The sequence below is a fragment of the Klebsiella sp. w6 genome, assembly GCF_033100215.1.
Lineage (GTDB): Bacteria > Pseudomonadota > Gammaproteobacteria > Enterobacterales > Enterobacteriaceae > Klebsiella > Klebsiella variicola.
Genome location: NZ_CP136907.1, coordinates 4,113,050 through 4,131,898 on the forward strand (window position 1 = coordinate 4,113,050; position 18,849 = coordinate 4,131,898).

The 18,849-nt window shown below is 61.3% G+C and carries 17 protein-coding genes; 9 read left to right on the forward strand and 8 right to left on the reverse strand.

Features of this window, described 5'->3' with window-relative positions:
* Window positions 1-593: 593 nt before the first annotated feature.
* The gene (locus tag R0140_RS20240) at window positions 594-812 is read left to right on the forward strand and encodes a YgdI/YgdR family lipoprotein (protein WP_012542507.1); all 219 of its coding nucleotides are present in this window, start codon (window positions 594-596) and stop codon (window positions 810-812) included.
* Window positions 813-863: 51 nt separating this feature from the next.
* Here the strand turns inward: R0140_RS20240 and R0140_RS20245 are convergent, their stop codons facing one another.
* Window positions 864-1,559, reverse strand: coding sequence for a GNAT family N-acetyltransferase (locus tag R0140_RS20245; RefSeq protein ID WP_012968739.1), 696 nt, complete (start codon window positions 1,557-1,559; stop codon window positions 864-866).
* 205 nt (window positions 1,560-1,764) lie between these two features.
* Here R0140_RS20245 and R0140_RS20250 point away from each other — a divergent pair, with 205 nt between their 5' ends.
* The 5 genes from R0140_RS20250 to R0140_RS20270 all read left to right on the forward strand — a co-directional run bounded on the left by R0140_RS20250 (window position 1,765) and on the right by R0140_RS20270 (window position 6,828).
* A complete protein-coding gene (locus R0140_RS20250) occupies window positions 1,765-3,333 on the forward strand; it encodes an ABC transporter substrate-binding protein (protein WP_008805560.1) in 1,569 nt (522 codons plus the stop codon).
* A 119-nt stretch (window positions 3,334-3,452) separates the two neighbouring features.
* Entirely contained in the window at window positions 3,453-4,475 is a 1,023-nt protein-coding gene (locus R0140_RS20255) for an ABC transporter permease (protein WP_008805559.1), read from the forward strand.
* Window positions 4,475-5,308: an ABC transporter permease gene (locus R0140_RS20260; RefSeq protein WP_008805558.1), complete on the forward strand. Its 834-nt coding sequence runs from the start codon at window positions 4,475-4,477 to the stop codon at window positions 5,306-5,308. The genes R0140_RS20255 and R0140_RS20260 overlap by 1 nt, the downstream gene beginning before the upstream one ends.
* Complete coding sequence (locus tag R0140_RS20265; protein WP_023297191.1) at window positions 5,301-6,137, forward strand: ABC transporter ATP-binding protein; 837 nt, start codon at window positions 5,301-5,303, stop codon at window positions 6,135-6,137. The genes R0140_RS20260 and R0140_RS20265 overlap by 8 nt, the downstream gene beginning before the upstream one ends.
* The gene (locus tag R0140_RS20270; RefSeq protein WP_008805556.1) at window positions 6,124-6,828 is read left to right on the forward strand and encodes an ABC transporter ATP-binding protein; all 705 of its coding nucleotides are present in this window, start codon (window positions 6,124-6,126) and stop codon (window positions 6,826-6,828) included. Before R0140_RS20265 ends, R0140_RS20270 begins: the two co-directional genes overlap by 14 nt.
* 1,211 nt (window positions 6,829-8,039) lie before the next feature.
* Here R0140_RS20270 and R0140_RS20275 read toward each other — a convergent pair.
* The gene (locus tag R0140_RS20275; protein ID WP_008805555.1) at window positions 8,040-9,377 is read right to left on the reverse strand and encodes an aspartate aminotransferase family protein; all 1,338 of its coding nucleotides are present in this window, start codon (window positions 9,375-9,377) and stop codon (window positions 8,040-8,042) included.
* Window positions 9,378-9,557: 180 nt separating this feature from the next.
* Between R0140_RS20275 and R0140_RS20280 the strand changes: the two genes are divergently transcribed.
* A complete protein-coding gene (locus tag R0140_RS20280) occupies window positions 9,558-10,322 on the forward strand; it encodes an SDR family NAD(P)-dependent oxidoreductase (RefSeq protein ID WP_008805554.1) in 765 nt (254 codons plus the stop codon).
* A 53-nt stretch (window positions 10,323-10,375) separates the two neighbouring features.
* Here R0140_RS20280 and R0140_RS20285 read toward each other — a convergent pair whose 3' ends face one another.
* The 4 genes from R0140_RS20285 to R0140_RS20300 are packed head-to-tail and all read right to left on the reverse strand — an operon-like array spanning window position 10,376 to window position 13,350.
* Window positions 10,376-11,137, reverse strand: a complete 762-nt coding sequence (locus R0140_RS20285) for an amino acid ABC transporter ATP-binding protein (RefSeq protein ID WP_008805553.1) — start codon at window positions 11,135-11,137, stop codon at window positions 10,376-10,378.
* Window positions 11,130-11,795 carry an amino acid ABC transporter permease gene (locus R0140_RS20290; protein WP_012968744.1) on the reverse strand — a complete coding sequence of 222 codons (666 nt, stop codon included), beginning with the start codon at window positions 11,793-11,795 and terminating at the stop codon, window positions 11,130-11,132. Before R0140_RS20290 ends, R0140_RS20285 begins: the two co-directional genes overlap by 8 nt.
* Before the next feature lie 14 nt (window positions 11,796-11,809).
* Window positions 11,810-12,451, reverse strand: coding sequence for an amino acid ABC transporter permease (locus tag R0140_RS20295; protein ID WP_004142522.1), 642 nt, complete (start codon window positions 12,449-12,451; stop codon window positions 11,810-11,812).
* A gap of 47 nt (window positions 12,452-12,498) precedes the next feature.
* Window positions 12,499-13,350 carry a transporter substrate-binding domain-containing protein gene (locus R0140_RS20300; protein WP_002893184.1) on the reverse strand — a complete coding sequence of 284 codons (852 nt, stop codon included), beginning with the start codon at window positions 13,348-13,350 and terminating at the stop codon, window positions 12,499-12,501.
* 241 nt (window positions 13,351-13,591) lie between these two features.
* Between R0140_RS20300 and R0140_RS20305 the strand changes: the two genes are divergently transcribed.
* Window positions 13,592-15,055, forward strand: coding sequence for a MocR-like pyridoxine biosynthesis transcription factor PdxR (locus R0140_RS20305; RefSeq protein ID WP_004176948.1), 1,464 nt, complete (start codon window positions 13,592-13,594; stop codon window positions 15,053-15,055).
* On the opposite strand, the gene R0140_RS20310 is transcribed toward R0140_RS20305, so the two are convergent.
* Window positions 15,052-16,386 (reverse strand): aminotransferase-like domain-containing protein, encoded by a 1,335-nt coding sequence (locus R0140_RS20310; RefSeq protein ID WP_049153137.1) that lies wholly within the window; start codon window positions 16,384-16,386, stop codon window positions 15,052-15,054. The two genes, R0140_RS20305 and R0140_RS20310, sit on opposite strands and share 4 nt — an antisense overlap.
* 123 nt (window positions 16,387-16,509) lie before the next feature.
* On the opposite strand from R0140_RS20310, the gene R0140_RS20315 reads away from it, so the two are divergent.
* Entirely contained in the window at window positions 16,510-17,418 is a 909-nt protein-coding gene (locus R0140_RS20315; RefSeq protein ID WP_032691344.1) for a DMT family transporter, read from the forward strand.
* A 103-nt stretch (window positions 17,419-17,521) separates the two neighbouring features.
* Here R0140_RS20315 and R0140_RS20320 read toward each other — a convergent pair whose 3' ends face one another.
* The gene (locus tag R0140_RS20320) at window positions 17,522-18,790 is read right to left on the reverse strand and encodes a Zn-dependent hydrolase (RefSeq protein ID WP_012542516.1); all 1,269 of its coding nucleotides are present in this window, start codon (window positions 18,788-18,790) and stop codon (window positions 17,522-17,524) included.
* Window positions 18,791-18,849 lie beyond the last annotated feature (59 nt).

Below are 18,849 nucleotides of genomic sequence, written 5' to 3' on the forward strand. Positions count from 1 at the left end.
TCATATTAACTTAGCGGCGAACGCCTGTTCTCATCATATTAAATACGTCTGTTTAATATTTTGGTGAGGATCATGCAATAACGTCATCCGGGGTTTGCCGTTTCCAGCCCCGGAGCATTGATAATATCAGGTATTTTTATCCGTTACAGGCGAAAAAAATAATAAGCGTGCTGCCTGCGCAACAGAGTCTGCGGCAGGCATAGCCAGCTTCAGCCATAAAATGAGATTTTTAATGTTGTGTTAGCCAAAATGCCTGAACGGGTCTTTTAATGGTTATCACTGGAATCGTTACTTTAACTCTGGGTATTAAATAACAACTAGCAAGTCGTTCATCCCGACAATATTGCCGAGAACTCACCTCTGCCGGTGTCGGAATCGGGAGCACTGACAGGGCTAACAGAGAGAATATCATGTTAACAAAACCAGATGATGAATCTAAGAAAAAGGCCACGCCCCTTGAACGTCGTATTGTGGTTATTACGTTAGTCGCCATGTTAATACTTTATTCGGTGTTAATTATGACCCACTTTCGATAACTGGTTAGTCTGTCATATTCTGCGGCCCACCGTGGCTTTCTTACAACAGGTAGCACAATGAAAAAGTTCGTTGCAGTATTCGGTTTGGCATTATTAACGTTCACCGTTGCGGGGTGTTCCAGCAATTATGTATTAGAGAAAAAAAATGGTGAGATGATTATCACCCACGGTAAACCGGAGGTCGATAACGATAATGGGTTAATCACCTATGAGGACATCGCGGGAAATGAACATGCTATTAACCGGGATCAAATTATTCAGATGATCGAGAAATAGCCTTTGTATGGGCAGTTGGCATGATGCACTCTGCCCATTCACCATACAGGCCTAACGAAATGACTCAAGGCGTTTGATCTGCTGCCCGTCGGCAGTAAAGTTCTCCGCCGCCAGCCACGCCCGCAGCGCCGCATCGCGCGCAGGCCACTCGCCGTCTATGATGGACAGCATATCGCTGTCGCGCGTCCGCCCTTTGCGCACCAGCCTCTGCCGCAGACGTCCTTCCCAGCTAAAGCCCAGCCGCTCGGCGGCCCGGCGCGAGGCGACATTCATCGAATCGCATTTCCACTCCAGCCGACGATAGCCGTGGTCAAAGCCGTTCTTCAGCAACAACCAGACCGCTTCGGTACCCAGCGGGGTGTTTTTCATCCGTCGCGACCAGGTGACATGGCCGATCTCAACCGTGCCCATTTCCCGCTCGATCGCCATATAGCTGACGATGCCCACCGCCTGCTCACTACGCAGGTCAACCACCGCATACGGCACCAGAGCATCATCATTCACCTTGCCCGCGATCCAGTGGGCGGTCGCCGCCACGCTCTCCGGCCGCGTAGACGCCAGCCACGTCCAGTCGCTGTTGTCGCCGAGCGCATAGGCGGCAAACAGATCCGCCGCATGACGGTCAACGTCCAGCGGCTCCAGTCGACAAAAACGGCCATTTAACGCCGTCCGCCGCAGGACTTGCGCCCCCTGCCAGCCAGGAACAAGGTCGTTCACCTGCTGGCCAAACTCATTGATTTCCGGCACACCCACCTCCTTGCAATAGACAATTTGTTATAGCAAGAAGCCAGAAGCGGAGAAAGACGCTTCTGCGCGGCCGGCAATAACCTGTCGTTCTTGAATATGCATTTTTAGCATAAGGATATCCTTATTTTGACTTTACGCCTTTTGGCAAGCGGCCTAACGTAGCGAGGCATAAAAAATTAAAACAACCATTTTTCAGGGATTGCACATGACCAAAAAACTGTTGCCTTTACTGGTATTGACGGCGCTCACCGCCGCCGCGCATGCCGCTACACCGCCCAACACGCTGGTGGTCGCCCAGGGTCTCGACGATATCGTCAGCCTCGACCCGGCGGAAGCGAACGAACTCTCCAGCATTCAGACGGTCCCCAGCCTCTATCAGCGTCTGGTGCAGCCGGACCGCAACAACCCTGAAAAAATCGTACCGATCCTCGCCGAAAGCTGGCAGGCCGATCCGGCGGCGAAAACCCTGACCATCAAACTGAAGCCGGATGCTAAATTCGCCTCCGGTAATCCGCTGCGCCCGGAAGATGTGATTTTCTCTTACACCCGTGCGGTGACGCTGAATAAATCGCCGGCGTTTATTCTCAACGTGCTCGGCTGGCAGCCGGACAACATCGCCAGCCAGCTGAAAAAGATTGATGACCATACCCTGACGCTGCACTGGACCGCCGACGTCAGCCCGGCGGTGGCGCTGAATATTCTCTCCACCCCTATCGCCTCCATCGTTGATGAAAAACAGGTGGCGCCGAACGCGAAAAATAATGACTTCGGCAACGACTGGCTGAAGATGCACTCGGCGGGCAGCGGGGCCTATAAAATGCGCGTCTACCAGCCGCATCAGGCCATCGTGCTGGAAGCCAACGCCAGCTCCCCCACCGGCGCGCCGAAGATCAAGAGCATCATTATTAAAAACGTCCCCGACCCGGCTTCCCGCCGCCTGCTGATCCAGCAGGGGGATGCCGACGTGGCCCGCGATCTCGGCGCTGACCAGATTGCCGCCCTGCAGGATAAACCCGGCGTGAAGGTGCTGAGCATCCCGTCCGCCGAGCAGAACTATCTGGTGTTTAATACCGCCAACAGCGCCAACCCGCTGCTGAATAATCCGGCCTTCTGGGAGGCGGCGCGCTGGCTGGTCGATTATGAGGGCATCACCAAAAACCTGCTGAAAGGCCAGTACTTTATTCACCAAAGCTTCCTGCCGGCCGGCCTGCCGGGGGCGCTGGAGACCAATCCGTTCACCTTCGACCCGCAAAAAGCTAAGGCTATCCTCGATAAAGCGGGCATTAAGGATGCCCACTTCACCCTAGACGTGGAGAACAAACCGCCGTTTATCACCATCGCCCAGTCGCTGCAGGCCAGCTTTGCCCAGGGCGGGGTGAAAGTGGATCTGCTGCCGGCCGCCGGCAGCCAGGTCTATGCCCGGGTACGCGCGAAACAGCATCAGGCGGCGATCCGCCTGTGGATCCCGGACTACTTTGATGCGCATTCCAACGCCAGCGCTTTTGCCTGGAACGATGGTAAATCCAGCACCGTGGCCGGGCTCAACGGCTGGCAGATCCCTGAGCTGAATAAAGCCACCCTCGCCGCGGTGGCGGAGCCGGACCCGGCGAAGCGCCTCGACCTGTACAAAACGATGCAGGAATCCCTGCTGCAGCATTCGCCATACGTCTTTATTGACCAGGGGAAAACCCAGATCGTGGTGCGCGACAACGTGAAGGGCTATCAGCAGGGGCTAAACGCCGATATGGTCTGGTACGATAACGTCACCAAGTAAGCGGGTTATGTCACCGGGCACAGCGTCCTCGCCTGCCCGGATGACCGTTTCGCCACCCGGGCCCGGCGGGCGTCGCGCCGCCGGGAATCATGTTGATATACCAGGAATTTCCATTTTCCATGCCATCGTTTTCCACTCACCTTACCCGCCTGCTGCAGGGGCTGTTGACGCTGCTGCTCACGCTGTTCGGGCTGTTGCTGGTCACCTTCTCGCTCTCCGCGCTGTCGCCCGTCGACCGCGTACTGCAGATCGTCGGCGACCATGCCAGCCAGTCGACCTATGACCAGGTTCGCCATCAGCTGGGTCTCGACCAGCCGCTGCCGGTGCAGTTCTGGCACTACCTGGTCAACCTGGCTCATGGCGATCTTGGCATCGCCAGCGCCACCGGCCAGCCGGTGCTCCACGATCTGCTGGCGGTCTTCCCGGCGACCCTTGAGCTGGCGACCCTGGCGCTGATCGTCGGCGCGGTACTGGGCATCGTCGCCGGGGTGCTGTGCGCGCGTTACGCCGGTTCGCCGTGGGATCTTGCGGTGCGCACCTTTACCCTGTTGGGCAACTCGGTGCCGATATTCTGGCTCGGCCTGCTGATGCTGGCCCTGTTCTACGCCCGGCTGCAGTGGGCGCCGGGCCCGGGTCGACTCGACGATATTTATCAGTATACCGTCGAGCCGCGCAGCGGTTTTGCGCTGATCGACACCTGGCTCTCCGGCGATACCGCGGCGTTTAAAAATGCCATCGGCCATCTGGCGCTGCCGGTGCTGGTGCTGGCCTATTACTCGCTGGCGAGCATCACCCGCCTGACCCGCTCCGCCTGCCTGAGCGAGATGAACAAAGAGTACATTCTGCTGGCGCGGGCCAAAGGGGCCGGAGAGATGACGATTTTGCTGCGCCACGTCCTGCCCAATATCCGCGGCACTCTGCTGACGGTGACCGCTCTCGCCTGGACCTCCATGCTCGAAGGGGCGGTGCTCACCGAAACCGTCTTCTCGTGGCCGGGGATCGGCCGCTACCTCACCACCGCGCTGTTCGCCGGGGATACCACGGCGATCATGGGCGGCACGCTGCTGATTGGCGTGAGTTTTGTGCTGATCAATAACCTGACCGACCTGCTGGTGCGGTTAACCGATCCGAGGGTGCGCTGATGCCGACTTATCTGTTTTTACGCCGTCTGCGCCGCTCACCCGCCGCCTTCAGTGGCCTGACCCTGGTGATCCTGCTGGTACTGACGGCGCTGTTCGCCCCGTGGCTGGCGCCGCACGATCCCAACTGGCAGGATGCCGCCGCCCGCCTGCAGGGGCCGGGGGCGGGACACTGGCTCGGCACCGACAGCTACGGCCGCGACCTGCTGTCGCGCCTGCTCTACGGCACCCGCCCGGCGCTGGGTCTGGTGGCGCTGGTGACCGCCATTACCCTGCCCGTCGGGCTGCTGGTAGGTATCCTCTCCGGTTACTATGGCGGGTGGCTGGAGCGGATACTGATGCGGTTTACCGACGTGGTGATGTCGATGCCGCGGCTGATCCTCGCCTTCGCGTTCGTGGCGATGCTCGGCCCGGGGCTGGTCAACGGCGCGCTGGCGTTAGCCCTGACCACCTGGCCGGCCTACGCCCGTCAGGCGCGCAGCGAAATTCAGCGCCTGCGCCATAGCGATTACCTCGCCGCGGCGGAGATGCTGGGCATTCGCGGCTGGCGGCTGCTGATCGGCCATATTCTGCCGCTGTGTCTGCCGTCGGCGATTGTCCGGCTGGCGCTCGATCTGGCGGGCATTATCCTCGCCGCCGCCGGGCTCGGCTTTCTCGGCCTGGGCGCCCGCCCGCCGATGGCGGAGTGGGGAGCGATGATTGCCGACGGGATGCAGGTGATTTTCGACCAGTGGTGGATCGCTGCCATCCCCGGCGCGGCGATCCTGCTCGCCAGCCTGGCGTTTAACCTGCTGGGCGATGGCCTGCGCGATATTCTGGAGCCGCAACATGACTGACATCCGACTGACCGTCCAGGGACTCGCCGTCGACTACCCCACCGCCCGGGTGGTGGACAACGTCAGCTTCACCCTCGGCAACGAGCGGCTGGCGCTGGTGGGCGAATCCGGCTCCGGCAAATCGATGACCGCCCGGGCGCTGATGGGCCTGGTGCGCAAGCCCGGGGTGGTGAGCGCCGAACGGCTGGAGGTGCTGGGGCGCGATGTGCTAACCCTCAGCGCCCGCGGCTGGCGCGCGCTGCGCGGCAACGATATCGCTATGGTGCTGCAGGATCCGCGCTATGCGCTAAATCCTGTGCAGTCCATTCAGACGCAACTGGAAGAGGCGTTAACCCTGCATCAGCGTCTCAGCCGCCGTGGGCGCGCCGAGGCGGTTAAAGACGCCATCGCCGCCGTCGGTCTGGATCTGCCGGTCCTCAGCCGCTATCCCGGCGAGCTCTCCGGCGGGATGGGGCAGCGGGTGATGATCGCCCTCGCGCTGCTTAATAACCCGAAGGTGCTGATAGCCGACGAGCCAACTTCGGCCCTCGACGCCCGCCTGCGCAACCAGATCCTCGAGCTGCTGGTGGAGCAGTGCGCGCAGCGGCAGATGGCCATGCTACTGATCAGCCACGATCTGCCGCTGGTGGCCGCGCATTGCGATCGCGTGCTGGTGATGTACCGGGGGAGACAGGTCGATGAGATGCCGGCGCGGGCGCTACCGAGCGCGACGCACCCTTATACCCGCACCCTGTGGACCTGCCGGCCAAATGCGCACACCTACGGCCAGATGCTGCCGACCCTCGACAGAACCCAGGACTTTACGGAGACGGCCCATGGCGATCGTTAATCTTCAGGATTTGCAGGTAACATTCGGCGCGAAGACGGCGGTCTCTGCCGCCAGTTTCTGTGTCGACGCCGGGGAAACCTTCAGTCTGATCGGCGCCTCCGGCTGCGGTAAATCGACGATTTTGCGCGTGCTCGCCGGATTACAGCGCGAATGGCGCGGCAGCGTAGAACTGCTGGGCCAGGGCATCGCGCCGGGCGCCCGCTTTCAGGGCGCGCTGCGGCGCAACGTGCAGATGGTGTTTCAGGATCCGTACGCCTCGCTGCATCCCAACCATACTCTGTGGCGCACCCTGGCGGAGCCGCTGCAGATCCACGGCATCCGCGACGTTGCCCCCCGAGTGACCACCGCCCTTGAGCAGGTGGGTCTGGCCGCCGACGCCGTCCGCCGCTATCCACACCAGCTCTCCGGCGGGCAACGGCAGCGCGTAGCCATTGCCCGCGCCCTGCTGCTGCGCCCGCAGATCCTGCTGCTGGATGAGCCGACCTCGGCGCTGGATATGTCAGTGCAGGCGGAAATTCTCAATCTGCTTAACCGCCTGAAACAGGAGCACGGCATGACCTATCTGCTGGTGAGCCACGATGCCGACGTCATCGCCCATATGTCCGATCGGGCGGCGTTTATGGCGGAGGGTGTGATCCAGCGCTTTTTCGATCGCGAAGCGCTGGTCAACGGAGAACACCGGATGAGGTGAGGTCAGCGGATGCGCCGCTGTTTTGTCGGGTGGCGCTTCGCTTACCCGACCTGGGGTCCGTGCGACCTGTCGTTAATTTACCCACTTGCGGCGACTGAAACTGCCGGTTTCCCCCCTCTCCCTGTGTATGAAGAGCCGGAGTGAGGCTCGGTTTTCCCCCTCTCCCTGTGGGAGAGGGCCGGGGTGAGGGCAACAGAGCGCACCCTGTCCCCGCTGCCCGGCGCCTTAGCCCGATGCGCCGTTGTTTTGTCGGGTGGCGCTCCGCTTACCCGACCTGGGATTCGTGCGACCTGTCGTTAATTTATTCACCATTGTTGCTGAAACTGCCGGTGCTGGCGGCCTCAACATCGCTGAGACGTTCCCGGAAGGCCGGGGCAGCCCGCATGGATGCGGGCTGAGGGCCGTGTTTTGCAGGGACGCTGCCTCGGCCCGACCCGAAGCCTGCAGGGATAAGTCGAAGGCACCGCGCAGCGGCGATGTTGCTGGCCGGAGCCCGGGGGTACAGGGGGCGGCGGCGACTGGCCGCCCCCTGTGCGCTCCCTGCGCCATGAGTGACATAACGCAGACAATTAACCGGGAGCGCAAACTACGCTGAAGCCACCGATAACATAAACAACCACACTGCAGTGCTTCCCCTCACCCTGGCCCTCTCCCGAAGGGAGAGGGAACCGTCCGGCTGGCGCTTAGGCCCATGCAAGCGCAGCGCCGCCGGGCAAGATATCAGGCACGGTATCCTTGATTTCGCCGGGTGGCGGCGTACGCCTTACCCGGCCTACAAACCCAAATCACCGCGGGTCCTGGGGCTGCTGAAACTGCCGGTGCTGGCGGCCTCAACATCGCTGAGACGTTCCCGGCAGGCCGCATGGATGCGGGCTGAGGGCCGTGTTTTGCAGGGACGCTGCCTCGGCCCGACCCGAAGCCTGCAGGGATAAGTCGAAGGCACCGCGCAGCGGCGATGTTGCTGGCCGGAGCCCGGGGATACAGGGGGCGGCGGCGACTGGCCGCCCCCTGTGCGCTCCCTGCGCCATGAGTGACATAACGCAGACAATTAACCGGGAGCGCAAACTACGCTGAAGCCACCGATAACATAAACAACCACACTGCAGTGCTTCCCCTCACCCTGGCCCTCTCCCGGAGGGAGAGGGAACCGTCCGGCTGGCGTTTAGGCCCGGCAAGCGTACTGCCGGGTAACGTTATCCGATGCCACTCCCCTACTTCGCCAGGCTGGCAAAGCGAGCAAAGACCGCATCAAAAATCGCCAGTCCTTGCGCCACCTGCTCAGCAGTAATGGTGCACGGCGGAACCACGTGAATGCGGTTCTCCACCACAAAGGCCAACAGCCCGGCCTCGGTTAAGGCCCCTTTGATCGCGGCCATGTCGGCGGCAGTCAGCGGCGTTTTTTGTTCACGGCTGCTCACCAGCTCCAGCGCCTGGAACAGGCCGCGACCACGCACCTCGCCGATAATGGCGTGCTTCTCCGCCAGCGCCTCGAGACCGGGGCGCAGCACCTCGTTGCCGATATAGGCCGCGTTCTCAACCACCTTCTCCTCTTTCATCGCGTCGATGGTGGCGACAATCGCCGCCATCGCCAGCGGATGGCCGGAGTAGGTCAGCCCGCCGGCAAAAAAGTGGTCGTCAAAATAGCGGGCAATCGGCTCGCTAATCAGCACCCCGCCCGCCGGCACGTAGCCCGCGTTAACCCCTTTGGCAAAGGTCACCAGATCCGGCACCACGCCATCCTGCTCGAAGGCGAACCAGCTGCCGGTACGGCCAAAGCCGGCCATCACCTCATCGAGGATCAGCACGATGCCAAACTCGTCGGCCAGGGCGCGCACACCCTGCATATAGCCTGCCGGCGGCACGAGGATCCCGGCGGTGCCGGGGATGGACTCCAGCAGGATCGCCGCGATGGCCGTCGGCCCCTCGCATTCAATGATCCGCCGCAGATGCGCCAGCGCGCGCTGGCACTCCTCTTCCTCGGTCGCGGCGTTGAACTCGCTGCGGTAAAGGTAGGGGTTGAAGAAGTGCACATGGCCGCGGGAGAACTCATTCGGCACCCGGCGCCAGTCGCCGGTGGCGGCAATCGCGCTGCCGGTGTTGCCATGATAGGAACGATAGGCCGACAGCACCTTGTCGCGCCCGGTATAGAGCCGCGCCATGCGAATCGCGTTCTCATTGGCATCTGCCCCAGCGTTGGTGAAGAACACCTTGCTGAAGCCCGCCGGCGCCAGGTCGACGATGCGCTTCGCCGCTTCGCCGCGGGCAAGGTTGGCGGTGGCGGGCGCGATGGTGACCAGGGTCTCCAGCTGCGCCTTCATGGCCGCCAGTACCCGGGGGTGCTGATAGCCAATGTTGACGTTCACCAGCTGGCTGCTGAAATCGAGCCAGGTATTCCCCTCGTAATCCCATAGCTCGCAGCCTTGCGCCCCGGCAATCACCAGCGGATGGAGATTGCCCTGCATCGACCATGAATGAAACACATAAGCGCGATCCAGCTGCCGAACTTCATCATTGCTTACCGCGACCTCGTTCTGTAGTGCCAGCTTCATACCCTGCCCTCTCTCATGTCGTTGTGGTTGGCTTCATCATTGGCCGCGGCAACGCAAAACGGATAGAGCCAGTGCGCGAAAAACGATGTGACACGGTGTCACATCCGCGTCCGCCGTCTGGCCCTGTGCCTTGCCGTCCGGCGTTTTTATAGTGGAGGGACAACCGCACAGGAGAATGACATGGCAACGAGCAACGTAGTGTTTATCACCGGGGCGACCTCGGGTTTTGGCGAAGCGGCAGCGCAGGTGTTTGCCGACGCGGGCTGGTCGCTGGTGCTGAGCGGGCGCCGCTATCCGCGACTGAAGGCCTTGCAGGACAGACTCGCCGCCCAGGTGCCGGTGCATATTATTGAGCTTGACGTTCGTGACAGCGAGGCGGTGGCTGCCGCCGTGGCGTCGCTCCCCGCCCCCTTCGCCGATGTCACCACCCTGATCAACAACGCCGGGCTGGCGCTGTCGCCGCTGCCGGCGCAGGAGGTGGCGCTGGAGGACTGGAAAACGATGATCGACACCAACGTCACCGGTCTGGTGACGATGACCCACGCCCTGCTGCCGACGCTGATACGCCATGGCGCCGGGGCGAGTATTATCAATATCGGCTCGATCGCCGGGCAGTGGCCCTATCCCGGCAGCCATGTGTATGGCGCCAGCAAGGCGTTTGTGAAGCAGTTCAGCTATAACCTGCGCTGCGATCTGCTTGGCACCGGCGTGCGGGTCACCGATCTGGCGCCGGGGATTGCCGAGACCGAATTTACCCTGGTGCGTACCAAAGGCGACCAGGCGGCATCGGATAAGCTCTATCGCGGCACCACGCCACTGAGCGCGCGCGATATCGCCGAGCAGATGTTTTATATCGCCACGTTGCCGGCGCATATGAACATTAACCGGGTGGAGGTGATGCCGGTGCGCCAGGCGTGGCAGCCGTTCGCCATCGATCGGGATTAAGCGAAACCCGACGCATCCCTTGCCGGCGCTGTCGGCAAGGGATGCAAGCCGGACTAACGGCTGCTTTGCAGAAACTGCCTGACGCGTTCAGAGTCAGGCTGAGTGAAGAACTTCTCCGGCGGCGCCTTCTCAATCAGCAGCCCCTTCTCCAGAAACACCACCTCGTTGGACACCTGGCGGGCAAAATCCATCTCGTGCGTCACCACCACCATGGTGTAACCCTCGGCGGCGAGGGCTTTCATTACCCCCAACACCTCATTAACCAGCTCCGGATCCAGCGCCGACGTCGGTTCATCGAAGAGAATAACTTCGGGCGACATCGCCAGCGAACGGGCGATCGCCACCCGCTGCTTCTGCCCGCCGGAGAGGGTGATCGGGTAAACATCGGCTTTGTGCGCCATGCCCACTTTCTCCAGTTGCTGCATGGCAATGGCCTTCGCCTCGTCTCGTTTCATGCCCTTAACGTGCAGCAGCGCCTCGCTGACGTTTTGCTGAACGGTCAGATGCGGCCACAGGTTAAAACTCTGAAAGACCATCCCCACCCGCTCGCGAATTTTGGCCAGCTGGCGGTGCGACATCGCCCGGCCGCGCTGTTCATCAATCCCCAGTCGCTGACCGCCGATATGAATTTCACCGCGGTCCGGCTGTTCCAGCCAGTTCATACAGCGCAGCAGTGTGGATTTTCCCGACCCGGACGAGCCGAGAATACTCACCACGGTCCCCTTCTCCACCGTCAGGTTAATATCCCGCAGGACTTCCACATTATCGAACTGTTTGGAGACGTTTTTGACGCTTACGGCAATAGACTCAGGCATGGCTCATTCCTCTTTTGGCTCCCCAGGCGGTCAGGCGCTTAATCAGCAGCTCCAGCAGAATGCTGATCGCCCAGTAAAGCCCAATGGCGACGATAAAGGCGTTAAACGGAATAAAATAGGTCGCCTGGACGCTGTTGGCGGCGGCGGTGATCTCCTGAACGGTAATAATGCTCAGGAAAGCGGTGTCCTTCAGGCAAATAATCAGCTGATTGCCGATCAGCGGTAAGGCGGAAGAGATGATATTGGGTAAAATAATCCGCCGAAAAATGGCATAGCGCGAAAAGCCCTGAGCAATCGCCGCTTCAATATATCCGCCGGAAAATACCCGCCGCTGGCTGCGCAATATTTCAAAAAAATAGGCGCCATGATAAATAATTAGGGCCAGTAAACCGGCGGTCCACGGCTCCATGCTAATACCGAGCTGCGGCAGCCCGTAATACAGAAGATAAGCAAGGATCAAAAAAGGGATCGCACGCATCAGGCTGACGAAACCAATAATAATCCGGTTAATCACTTTCTTTTGATATTCGCTAAAATAACACAGCGCAATACCGATAATCAGCGCCGCCAGGGCGGCGGTAATAAACAGTTCGAGGGTCGCGAATAACCCGGCAATAAAGCTATCGCGAACCGACCAGATAACGCCCCACTGATTCATAATGCCTCCCGTTCCTAGCGCGCCAGACGCCTGGCTTTACGTTCCGCGATACCCTGCAGCTTCAACAAACAGCCGATGATCACCACATACAGCAGGCCGGCGGCGAGGATCGGCGACAGCGGCTCGTAGGTGACCGAGGAGATACGGTTGGTGACCCGGGTGAGATCCACCACGCCAATCACGGCGATGGCCGGGCTACCTTTGATCAAAAAGGACATCTCATTGACCAGCGCCGGCAGGCTCTCGATCCACATCTGCGGCAGCATGATGTAGCGGAAGTAGGTCCAGCGGCGCATTCCCACCGACTCCGCCGCCTCCCGCTGTTCGCGCGGAAAGGTGCGGAAGGCGTTGCGCCAGATCTCAGCGTTAAACGCCGAGGTGTTAAGCGTCAGCGCCACAATGGCGGCCACGTTCTTGTCGAGGTTAATGCCCATCGTCGGCAGGGAAAGGAACAGAAATAGCACCAGCGTCACCAGCGGCGTTGCGCGGGCCAGACTGATATAGACCACCAGCAGTTGGTCGATCACCGGCAGGCGCAGCATCCGTACCAGGGCGATCAGCAGGCCCGCCACCACCCCGAAGGCGATAGCGATGGCCGAAATCCAGAGGGTCGTCCATGCGCCTTCGATTAATAACTGCCAGGAAATTGCATCCATGAGGCCCTCCTTCTCAGCAACAGGCGGCGGTCGCCCGCCGCGGAATATTACAGTCCGGCGAGTTTGTGAAACTGTTCCGGGCTGGTGATCGCCTCGGTCGGCAGGTTGTCATAGGTTTCGCCAAACCATTTTTTCTGCAGCTCGGCGAGCTTGCCGGTCTCCTTCATGTGGTTCATAAACTTGGTCATATAGGCCAGCAGCTGCGGCGAGTTTTTCGGGATCGGCCACGCCATATACCCCGGTCCGGAGACAGCCAGCCCTTTGGCGAAGACCTTCGGTTTGGCTTTCGCCAGGTCGTTTACCGAGATCACCACGTTAATCACGTAATCCAGTCGCTTATTCGCCAGGTCGGCGTAGGCTTCCGGATAGGAGGGATACTCCACCACCGGTCCCAGCTTGCCGCCGGTCTTCTCCAGCATCGCCTTCAGCTCCGGCAAACGCGCCAGCAGCGCGCTCCCGGCCTGTAACCCCACTTTTTTGCCGCTGAGATCGGCAATCGTATTTAACGAAGTATCGCCAGCGCGTTTGACGAAATAGTGCTGCGCGGAGGCCCACGGTGGGGTGAAATCAAAAACCTTCAGCCGCTCATCGGTAATAACCGCCCCGGTTAAGGCCATATCGTATTGCCCGGTGGAGACGGCCGCTAATAATCCGGTCCACGGTAATATGCTCTGGTCGACATGGAATTTGGCATATTTACGTAATTCCTCAAGCATATCTTTGTTAAAGCCATCGGCCTGGCCATTATTCATAAAGTTAAACGGCGCATAATCATCTTCCGTCGCCACTTTCAAGGTGCCGGATTTTTCTATTTCCGGAAGATCGGCCGCGACGGCGTGATAAGAAAAAGCGACCGTTAATACAGCGCTCAGACACATTGATGCCAATGATTTTTTCATTATTTCACCCCTGATGGATTGGCCAGACGGGTTCATTCCAGAACGCGAAAAGGTTTCTGCAAAATAGTGGCCGGGGACGTTCCGGTCCACGGCGGCTGAATACGTTTTTAATGTGGGAGCGTTTTTCAATTCCGTATAGAGCCAGATGGGCCGCATCGCTGTGTCAGATGGCGGCAGGGTGGTATGGAATTTGCTGAGTGTAACGGGTGGTCGCAATGCGTTATTGCCAGAGGAGCCCCGTATGATCCGTCACCTGTTACACGTTGATTTTCAGCCTGGCCGCGGTTTGCAGGAACAGGTGCGAGAGACGCTGGTGAATGCCATTCTCAGCGGGATCTTCGCCGCCGACACCCCGCTGCCCTCCTGTCGCCAGTTGGCCAGCCAGCTTCGCGTCTCGCGCAACACCACCGCGCTGGTGTTTGAAAGTCTGGTCAACGAGGGCTACCTGATTAGCCGCCCACGAAGCGGTTACTACCTGCATCCCGACTATCATGAAGCTTCGCCTGCCGCCGTCGAGAGTGCACCGCAGCGCGAAGCCGCTGCACCACGCTGGGGCGACCGGCTGCAGATGACCCCCAGCCAGCAGGAGTCGATCCTCAAACCGGCGGGCTGGATGCACTACCGCTACCCGTTTATCTACGGCCAGCCCGATACCCGGCAGTTCCCGCTGGCCACCTGGCGCTCGGCGGCGAACTGGCTGCACGGCGGGGTGCGCGACCCGGCGTGGGTCATCGACCATATTGACCAGGATGTGCCGATGCTGATCGAGCAGATCCGCACCCGGGTGCTGCCCAAGCGCGGCATTGTCGCCGCGCCGGATGAAATTCTCATCACCCTTGGCTCGCAAAATGCGCTCTACCTGCTGACCCGACTGCTGCTCTCTTCCACCACCCGCATTGGCGTCGAAAACCCCTGCTTTCGCGAAGCCATCAACACCTTTCTGCTCGCCGACGCCGAGGTGGTGCCGCACCCGGTGGATGAAGAGGGGATCGTGCTTAATGAGCGTCCCTGCGATTACTACTATGTCACCCCCGGCCATCAGGTGCCCACCGGGGTGACCATGAGCAGTGCGCGGCGTCGCCAGCTGCTGGAGCATGCCGCCCGCCATGACGCAGTCATTATTGAAGATGATTATGACTCGGAGAGTAACTTTACCCTCAACCCACTGCCGGCGCTGAAGGCCAGCGATCGCAGCGGCCGGGTGGTGTATGTCAGCAGCCTGTCAAAAGCGCTGTCACCGGGGCTGCGGTTGGGGTTTATGGTCGCCGACCCGGACCTGATCGACGAGGCGCGCGCCCTGCGCCGGCTGGTCTATCGCCATCCGCCGACCAACATTCAGTACCAGATGGCCCACTTCCTTGCCCAGGGCCATTATGAAACCCATCTGCGGCGCTACCACTACGACTCCGCCCAGCGCTGGGAGCGCCTGCACGCCGCCCTGCAGCGCTATCTGCCGTCGTGTCGCGCGCTGGCGGGGAGCGAACATGCTAACGCCTTCTGGCTGCAGACCCCGGCGCAGATCAACACCCAGCAGCTCACCTGGCGCGCCGCCCACGCCGGCGTGCTGATTGAGCCCGGGGCGCGCCATTTTCTCAGCGCCGCGCCGCCGGATAACTACTTTCGCATGGGATTCCACGCCATTAACCCTGACGCCATCGCCCAGGGGGTGGAGGTCCTGCGCGGCCAGCTGGAGCAGATGGGTTAGCGGTATTGTTCATACTCAACGGCGTCGCGCACGCTGAGCAGCGCCTGGCGCAGACTGTCGAAAGGCACCGATCCGAGCGCAATGCGCAGCGCCTGCGGGATCGTGGCGGAGACGCAGAACGGCTCGGCGGTCGACACCGAAATACGGCGTTCCATCAGCGCATTCGCCAGTCGATCGGCCCGGCTCTCTTCACCCAGAGGCAGCCAGACAAAGTACGAATCGGGATGACTGACGACGGGAAGCCCACAAAGCACCTCGCGGGCCACCTGCTGCCGCTGTCGCGCATCCTGTCGTTTCTGCATTTCAAAGCGGGCCACCGTGCCATCTTCAATCCAGGCGCAGATCAGCGAACTTATCAGCGTCGGCGTATTCCACGTCGTGGCGCGGATGGCGCGCTCAATCTCCGGGCGATAGCGCGGCGGAGAGATCACCACCCCCACGCGCAGTCCGGTGGCGATATTTTTTGAAAAACCGGTGACATACACCGTTCTTTCCGGCGCATAGCTGATCACCGGCGGCGGCGGACGGCTCACCAGCCGGGCGTAGGCGGCATCTTCAATAATCAGCAGATCGTGCTGGCGCGCAAGATCGGCCAGCGCCTGCCGCTGCCCGGTGTTGAGCACCCAGCCCAGCGGATTGTGCAGCGTCGGCATGGTATACACCGCCCGCACCCGCCGCTGCTGGCACAGCGTATGAAGCGCCTGCAGGTCCGGCCCCTCCGGTCGACAGGGGATCGCCGCCAGCTCCAGATGATACAGCGCCGCCAGAACCTTGAAGCCCGAATAGGTCAGCGCATCCACCGCCACCACATCCCCCGGACGTAACAGCCCCATGACGGTCACTGCCAGCCCGTGCTGTGCGCCGTTGACGATCAGGACATTTTCCGCATCCGGCGTAAAGTGCTGGCAGGTCAAATGGCGGGCGATAATTTCGCGCTCGGCGAGCCGCCCGGCATGAGGCTGATAGCGCAGATGCGAGTCAATATCGCCCGCCATCGCCAGCTGCCTGAGCGCCTCGCGCAGCGCATCGCCCTGCTCCGGCAGCGAAGGGTAGTTGAAATTGAGATCCACGACATCGGCGGCCACCACCTGCTGATCGACCCCGTGCCCCGGCGGCAGCGAGAGGTCGCGCACGAAGGTGCCGCGGCCGGTTTCGCCGCTGACCAACCCCATCTCTTCCAGTTCACGGTAGACGCGCGTGGCGGTGGCCAGCGAGATGCGCTCCCCGGCGGCAAGGGTACGGTGCGTCGGCAGACGGCTGCCTGCGGGCAGCTGCCCGCTGCGGATCGCCTGGGCATATCGGTCGACAACGGCTTTATATCGGGCTTTCATCGTGAAATGTATCTATGACAATAATTTGATTGTATTAGATTGGGCACATTACCATCGCCGCAGACGATGCTCAAGCGGGCACAGCACATCTGATAACGCGAGGTTAACGTGGTAGATTCAACACTGGATAAATCGGTGCCCGGTCCCTGGTCCGGATGGCTTCATGGTTTACTGGGGGTGATTATTTTTAGCGGGTCGCTGCCCGCGACGCGACTGGCGGTGCAGGATATGGATCCGTTCTTATTGACCTTTCTGCGCGCCTCCATCGCCGGGCTGCTTGCCGTCGCGCTGCTGGTCGGCTTTCGCCAGAAACGCCCGCGCCTGGCGCAGCTTGTGCCCTTGATCATCGTCTCATCAGGGGTGGTGATCGGCTTTCCCCTGCTCACGGCGCTGGCCCTGCAGCACATCACCTCGGCGCATTCGATTGTGTTTATTGGCCTGCTGCCGCTGATGACCGCCCTCTTCGGCGTACTGCGCGGCGGCGAACGCCCGCGGCGGGCTTTCTGGATCTTTTCGCTGCTGGGCAGCCTGCTGGTGGTGGGATTCGCCCTGACGCAAAGTGCGGCGGCCTCACTCAGCGGCGATCTGCTGATGCTGGCGGCGGTTATCGCCTGCGGCCTCGGCTATGCGGAAGGGGCAAAGCTGACGCGGGAGCTCGGCGGCTGGCAGGTGATCTGCTGGGCGCTGGTGATAGCCCTGCCGTTGATGCTCCCCGCCTCGCTGATGGTTCAGCCCGCGTCCTGGCATGCCATATCAGCCTCCTCCTGGGCGGCGCTCGGCTATGTGTCGCTGTTCAGCATGCTGATCGGTTTCATCTTCTGGTACAAAGGGCTGGCCGCGGGCGGGATCGCCGCCGTCGGCCAGCTCCAGCTATTGCAGCCGTTCTTCGGGCTTGGCCTGTCGGCGGCGCTGTTGCACGAAACCGTCAGCCCCTTGATGCTGGCGGTTACGCTGGGCGTGGTGCTGTGCGTGGTGGGCTCGCGCAAATTTGGCCGCCAGCGGGTTAGCGCAGGGAGCGGGAGCCGTGATTGACCGCCCCGTCATCCGCCGTCCCGGGTCGCGGCGGTGTAACCGCCTTACCCGGGTGACAGCATGATAAACGGCTGGAGGACGCGCCGCCGGGGAGGACGACCGTCTACACCGGCCGCGCGTACTGAAGCATCACCTGCAGCAGCACGTTGGCCCCGGCGGCGACGTGCTCCGGCGAGGCATACTCAATTTCGTTATGGCTGATCCCGTCCTTGCAGGGGATAAAAATCATCCCGGTGGGCGCCAGGTAGCTCATATACACTGCGTCATGCCCGGCGCCGGAGACGATCGGCCGCGCCGGATAGCCCAGCCGCTGCGCGGCATCGGCAATGGCCTGCTGGCATTCAGCATCGAACGGCGCCGCCGGATAGTGGCTTACCTGCTTCAGGGCCACCTGCAGACCGCTCTCCCGCTCAACCTCCGCGATAAACGCCCGCAGCTGGCGATCCATCTCGTCCACCAGCGCATCGCTGAGATTGCGCATATCAATGGAGAAGGTGACCTCCCCGGGCACCACGTTGCGGCTGTTGGGCCACACCTGCACGCTGCCGACGGTGCCGCGTCCCTCTTCGCTGCGCCCGGCAATGGCCACCACTTCCTGCATAATGCGAGTCGCCACCTGCAGGGCATCCTGACGCAGGCGCATCGGCGTGGGTCCGGCGTGCGAGGCCTGGCCGGTGACCACGCAGTCGTACCAGCGGATCCCCAGCACGCCCTGCACGATACCGATGGTTTTCGCTTCATCTTCGAGAATCGGCCCCTGCTCAATGTGCGCCTCAAAATAGGCGCCGATGGGATGCTCCCCCGGGGTCTGCTCGCCGATATAGCCGATCTGCGCCAGCGCCTCGCCGACGCTGACACCCTCTTTATCCGTGACGGCCCAGGTCTCTTCCAGCGGGAAGACGCCGGCAAAGACCCCGGAGCCCATCATCACCGGTACAAAGCGCGACCCCTCTTCGTTGGTCCAGAACACCACCTCAATCGGCGCGTCGGTATCAATCTGCAGATCGTTGAGCGTGCGCACCACCTCCAGCGCCGCCAGCACGCCGTAGTTGCCGTCAAATTTGCCGCCGGTGGGCTGGGTGTCAATATGGCTGCCGGAGACGATGGGCGGCAGGCCGGGGTTGCGGCCTTCCCGGCGCATAAACACATTGCCGATTTTATCGATGGTGACGCTCATCCCGGCCTCCCGCGCCCAGCCTATTACCTTGTCCCGCCCCTGGCGGTCGAGGTCGGTGAGGGTCAGACGGCGGCAGCCGCCCTTCGGCGTGGCGCCGATCTGCGCGAGATCCATTAACGACGCCCACAGGCGGTCGCCATTGATGCGCCAGCCGGTGGTGTCGGTCGCGGGGGTAAAAAGTACATCACTGCTCATGGTAGTCTCCTGACATCAAGGTCGCCGCCAGCGTAACCGGCGGTGGGAATGCGCTATCA

Coding starts and splice junctions, on each gene's coding strand:
- R0140_RS20240 (WP_012542507.1), top strand. CDS start 594: ATGAAAAAGTTCGTTGCAGTATTCGGTTTGGCATTATTAACGTTCACC.
- R0140_RS20250 (WP_008805560.1), top strand. CDS start 1,765: ATGACCAAAAAACTGTTGCCTTTACTGGTATTGACGGCGCTCACCGCC.
- R0140_RS20255 (WP_008805559.1), top strand. CDS start 3,453: ATGCCATCGTTTTCCACTCACCTTACCCGCCTGCTGCAGGGGCTGTTG.
- R0140_RS20260 (WP_008805558.1), top strand. CDS start 4,475: ATGCCGACTTATCTGTTTTTACGCCGTCTGCGCCGCTCACCCGCCGCC.
- R0140_RS20265 (WP_023297191.1), top strand. CDS start 5,301: ATGACTGACATCCGACTGACCGTCCAGGGACTCGCCGTCGACTACCCC.
- R0140_RS20270 (WP_008805556.1), top strand. CDS start 6,124: ATGGCGATCGTTAATCTTCAGGATTTGCAGGTAACATTCGGCGCGAAG.
- R0140_RS20275 (WP_008805555.1), bottom strand. CDS start 9,377: ATGAAGCTGGCACTACAGAACGAGGTCGCGGTAAGCAATGATGAAGTT.
- R0140_RS20280 (WP_008805554.1), top strand. CDS start 9,558: ATGGCAACGAGCAACGTAGTGTTTATCACCGGGGCGACCTCGGGTTTT.
- R0140_RS20285 (WP_008805553.1), bottom strand. CDS start 11,137: ATGCCTGAGTCTATTGCCGTAAGCGTCAAAAACGTCTCCAAACAGTTC.
- R0140_RS20290 (WP_012968744.1), bottom strand. CDS start 11,795: ATGAATCAGTGGGGCGTTATCTGGTCGGTTCGCGATAGCTTTATTGCC.
- R0140_RS20295 (WP_004142522.1), bottom strand. CDS start 12,451: ATGGATGCAATTTCCTGGCAGTTATTAATCGAAGGCGCATGGACGACC.
- R0140_RS20300 (WP_002893184.1), bottom strand. CDS start 13,350: ATGAAAAAATCATTGGCATCAATGTGTCTGAGCGCTGTATTAACGGTC.
- R0140_RS20305 (WP_004176948.1), top strand. CDS start 13,592: ATGATCCGTCACCTGTTACACGTTGATTTTCAGCCTGGCCGCGGTTTG.
- R0140_RS20310 (WP_049153137.1), bottom strand. CDS start 16,386: ATGAAAGCCCGATATAAAGCCGTTGTCGACCGATATGCCCAGGCGATC.
- R0140_RS20320 (WP_012542516.1), bottom strand. CDS start 18,790: ATGAGCAGTGATGTACTTTTTACCCCCGCGACCGACACCACCGGCTGG.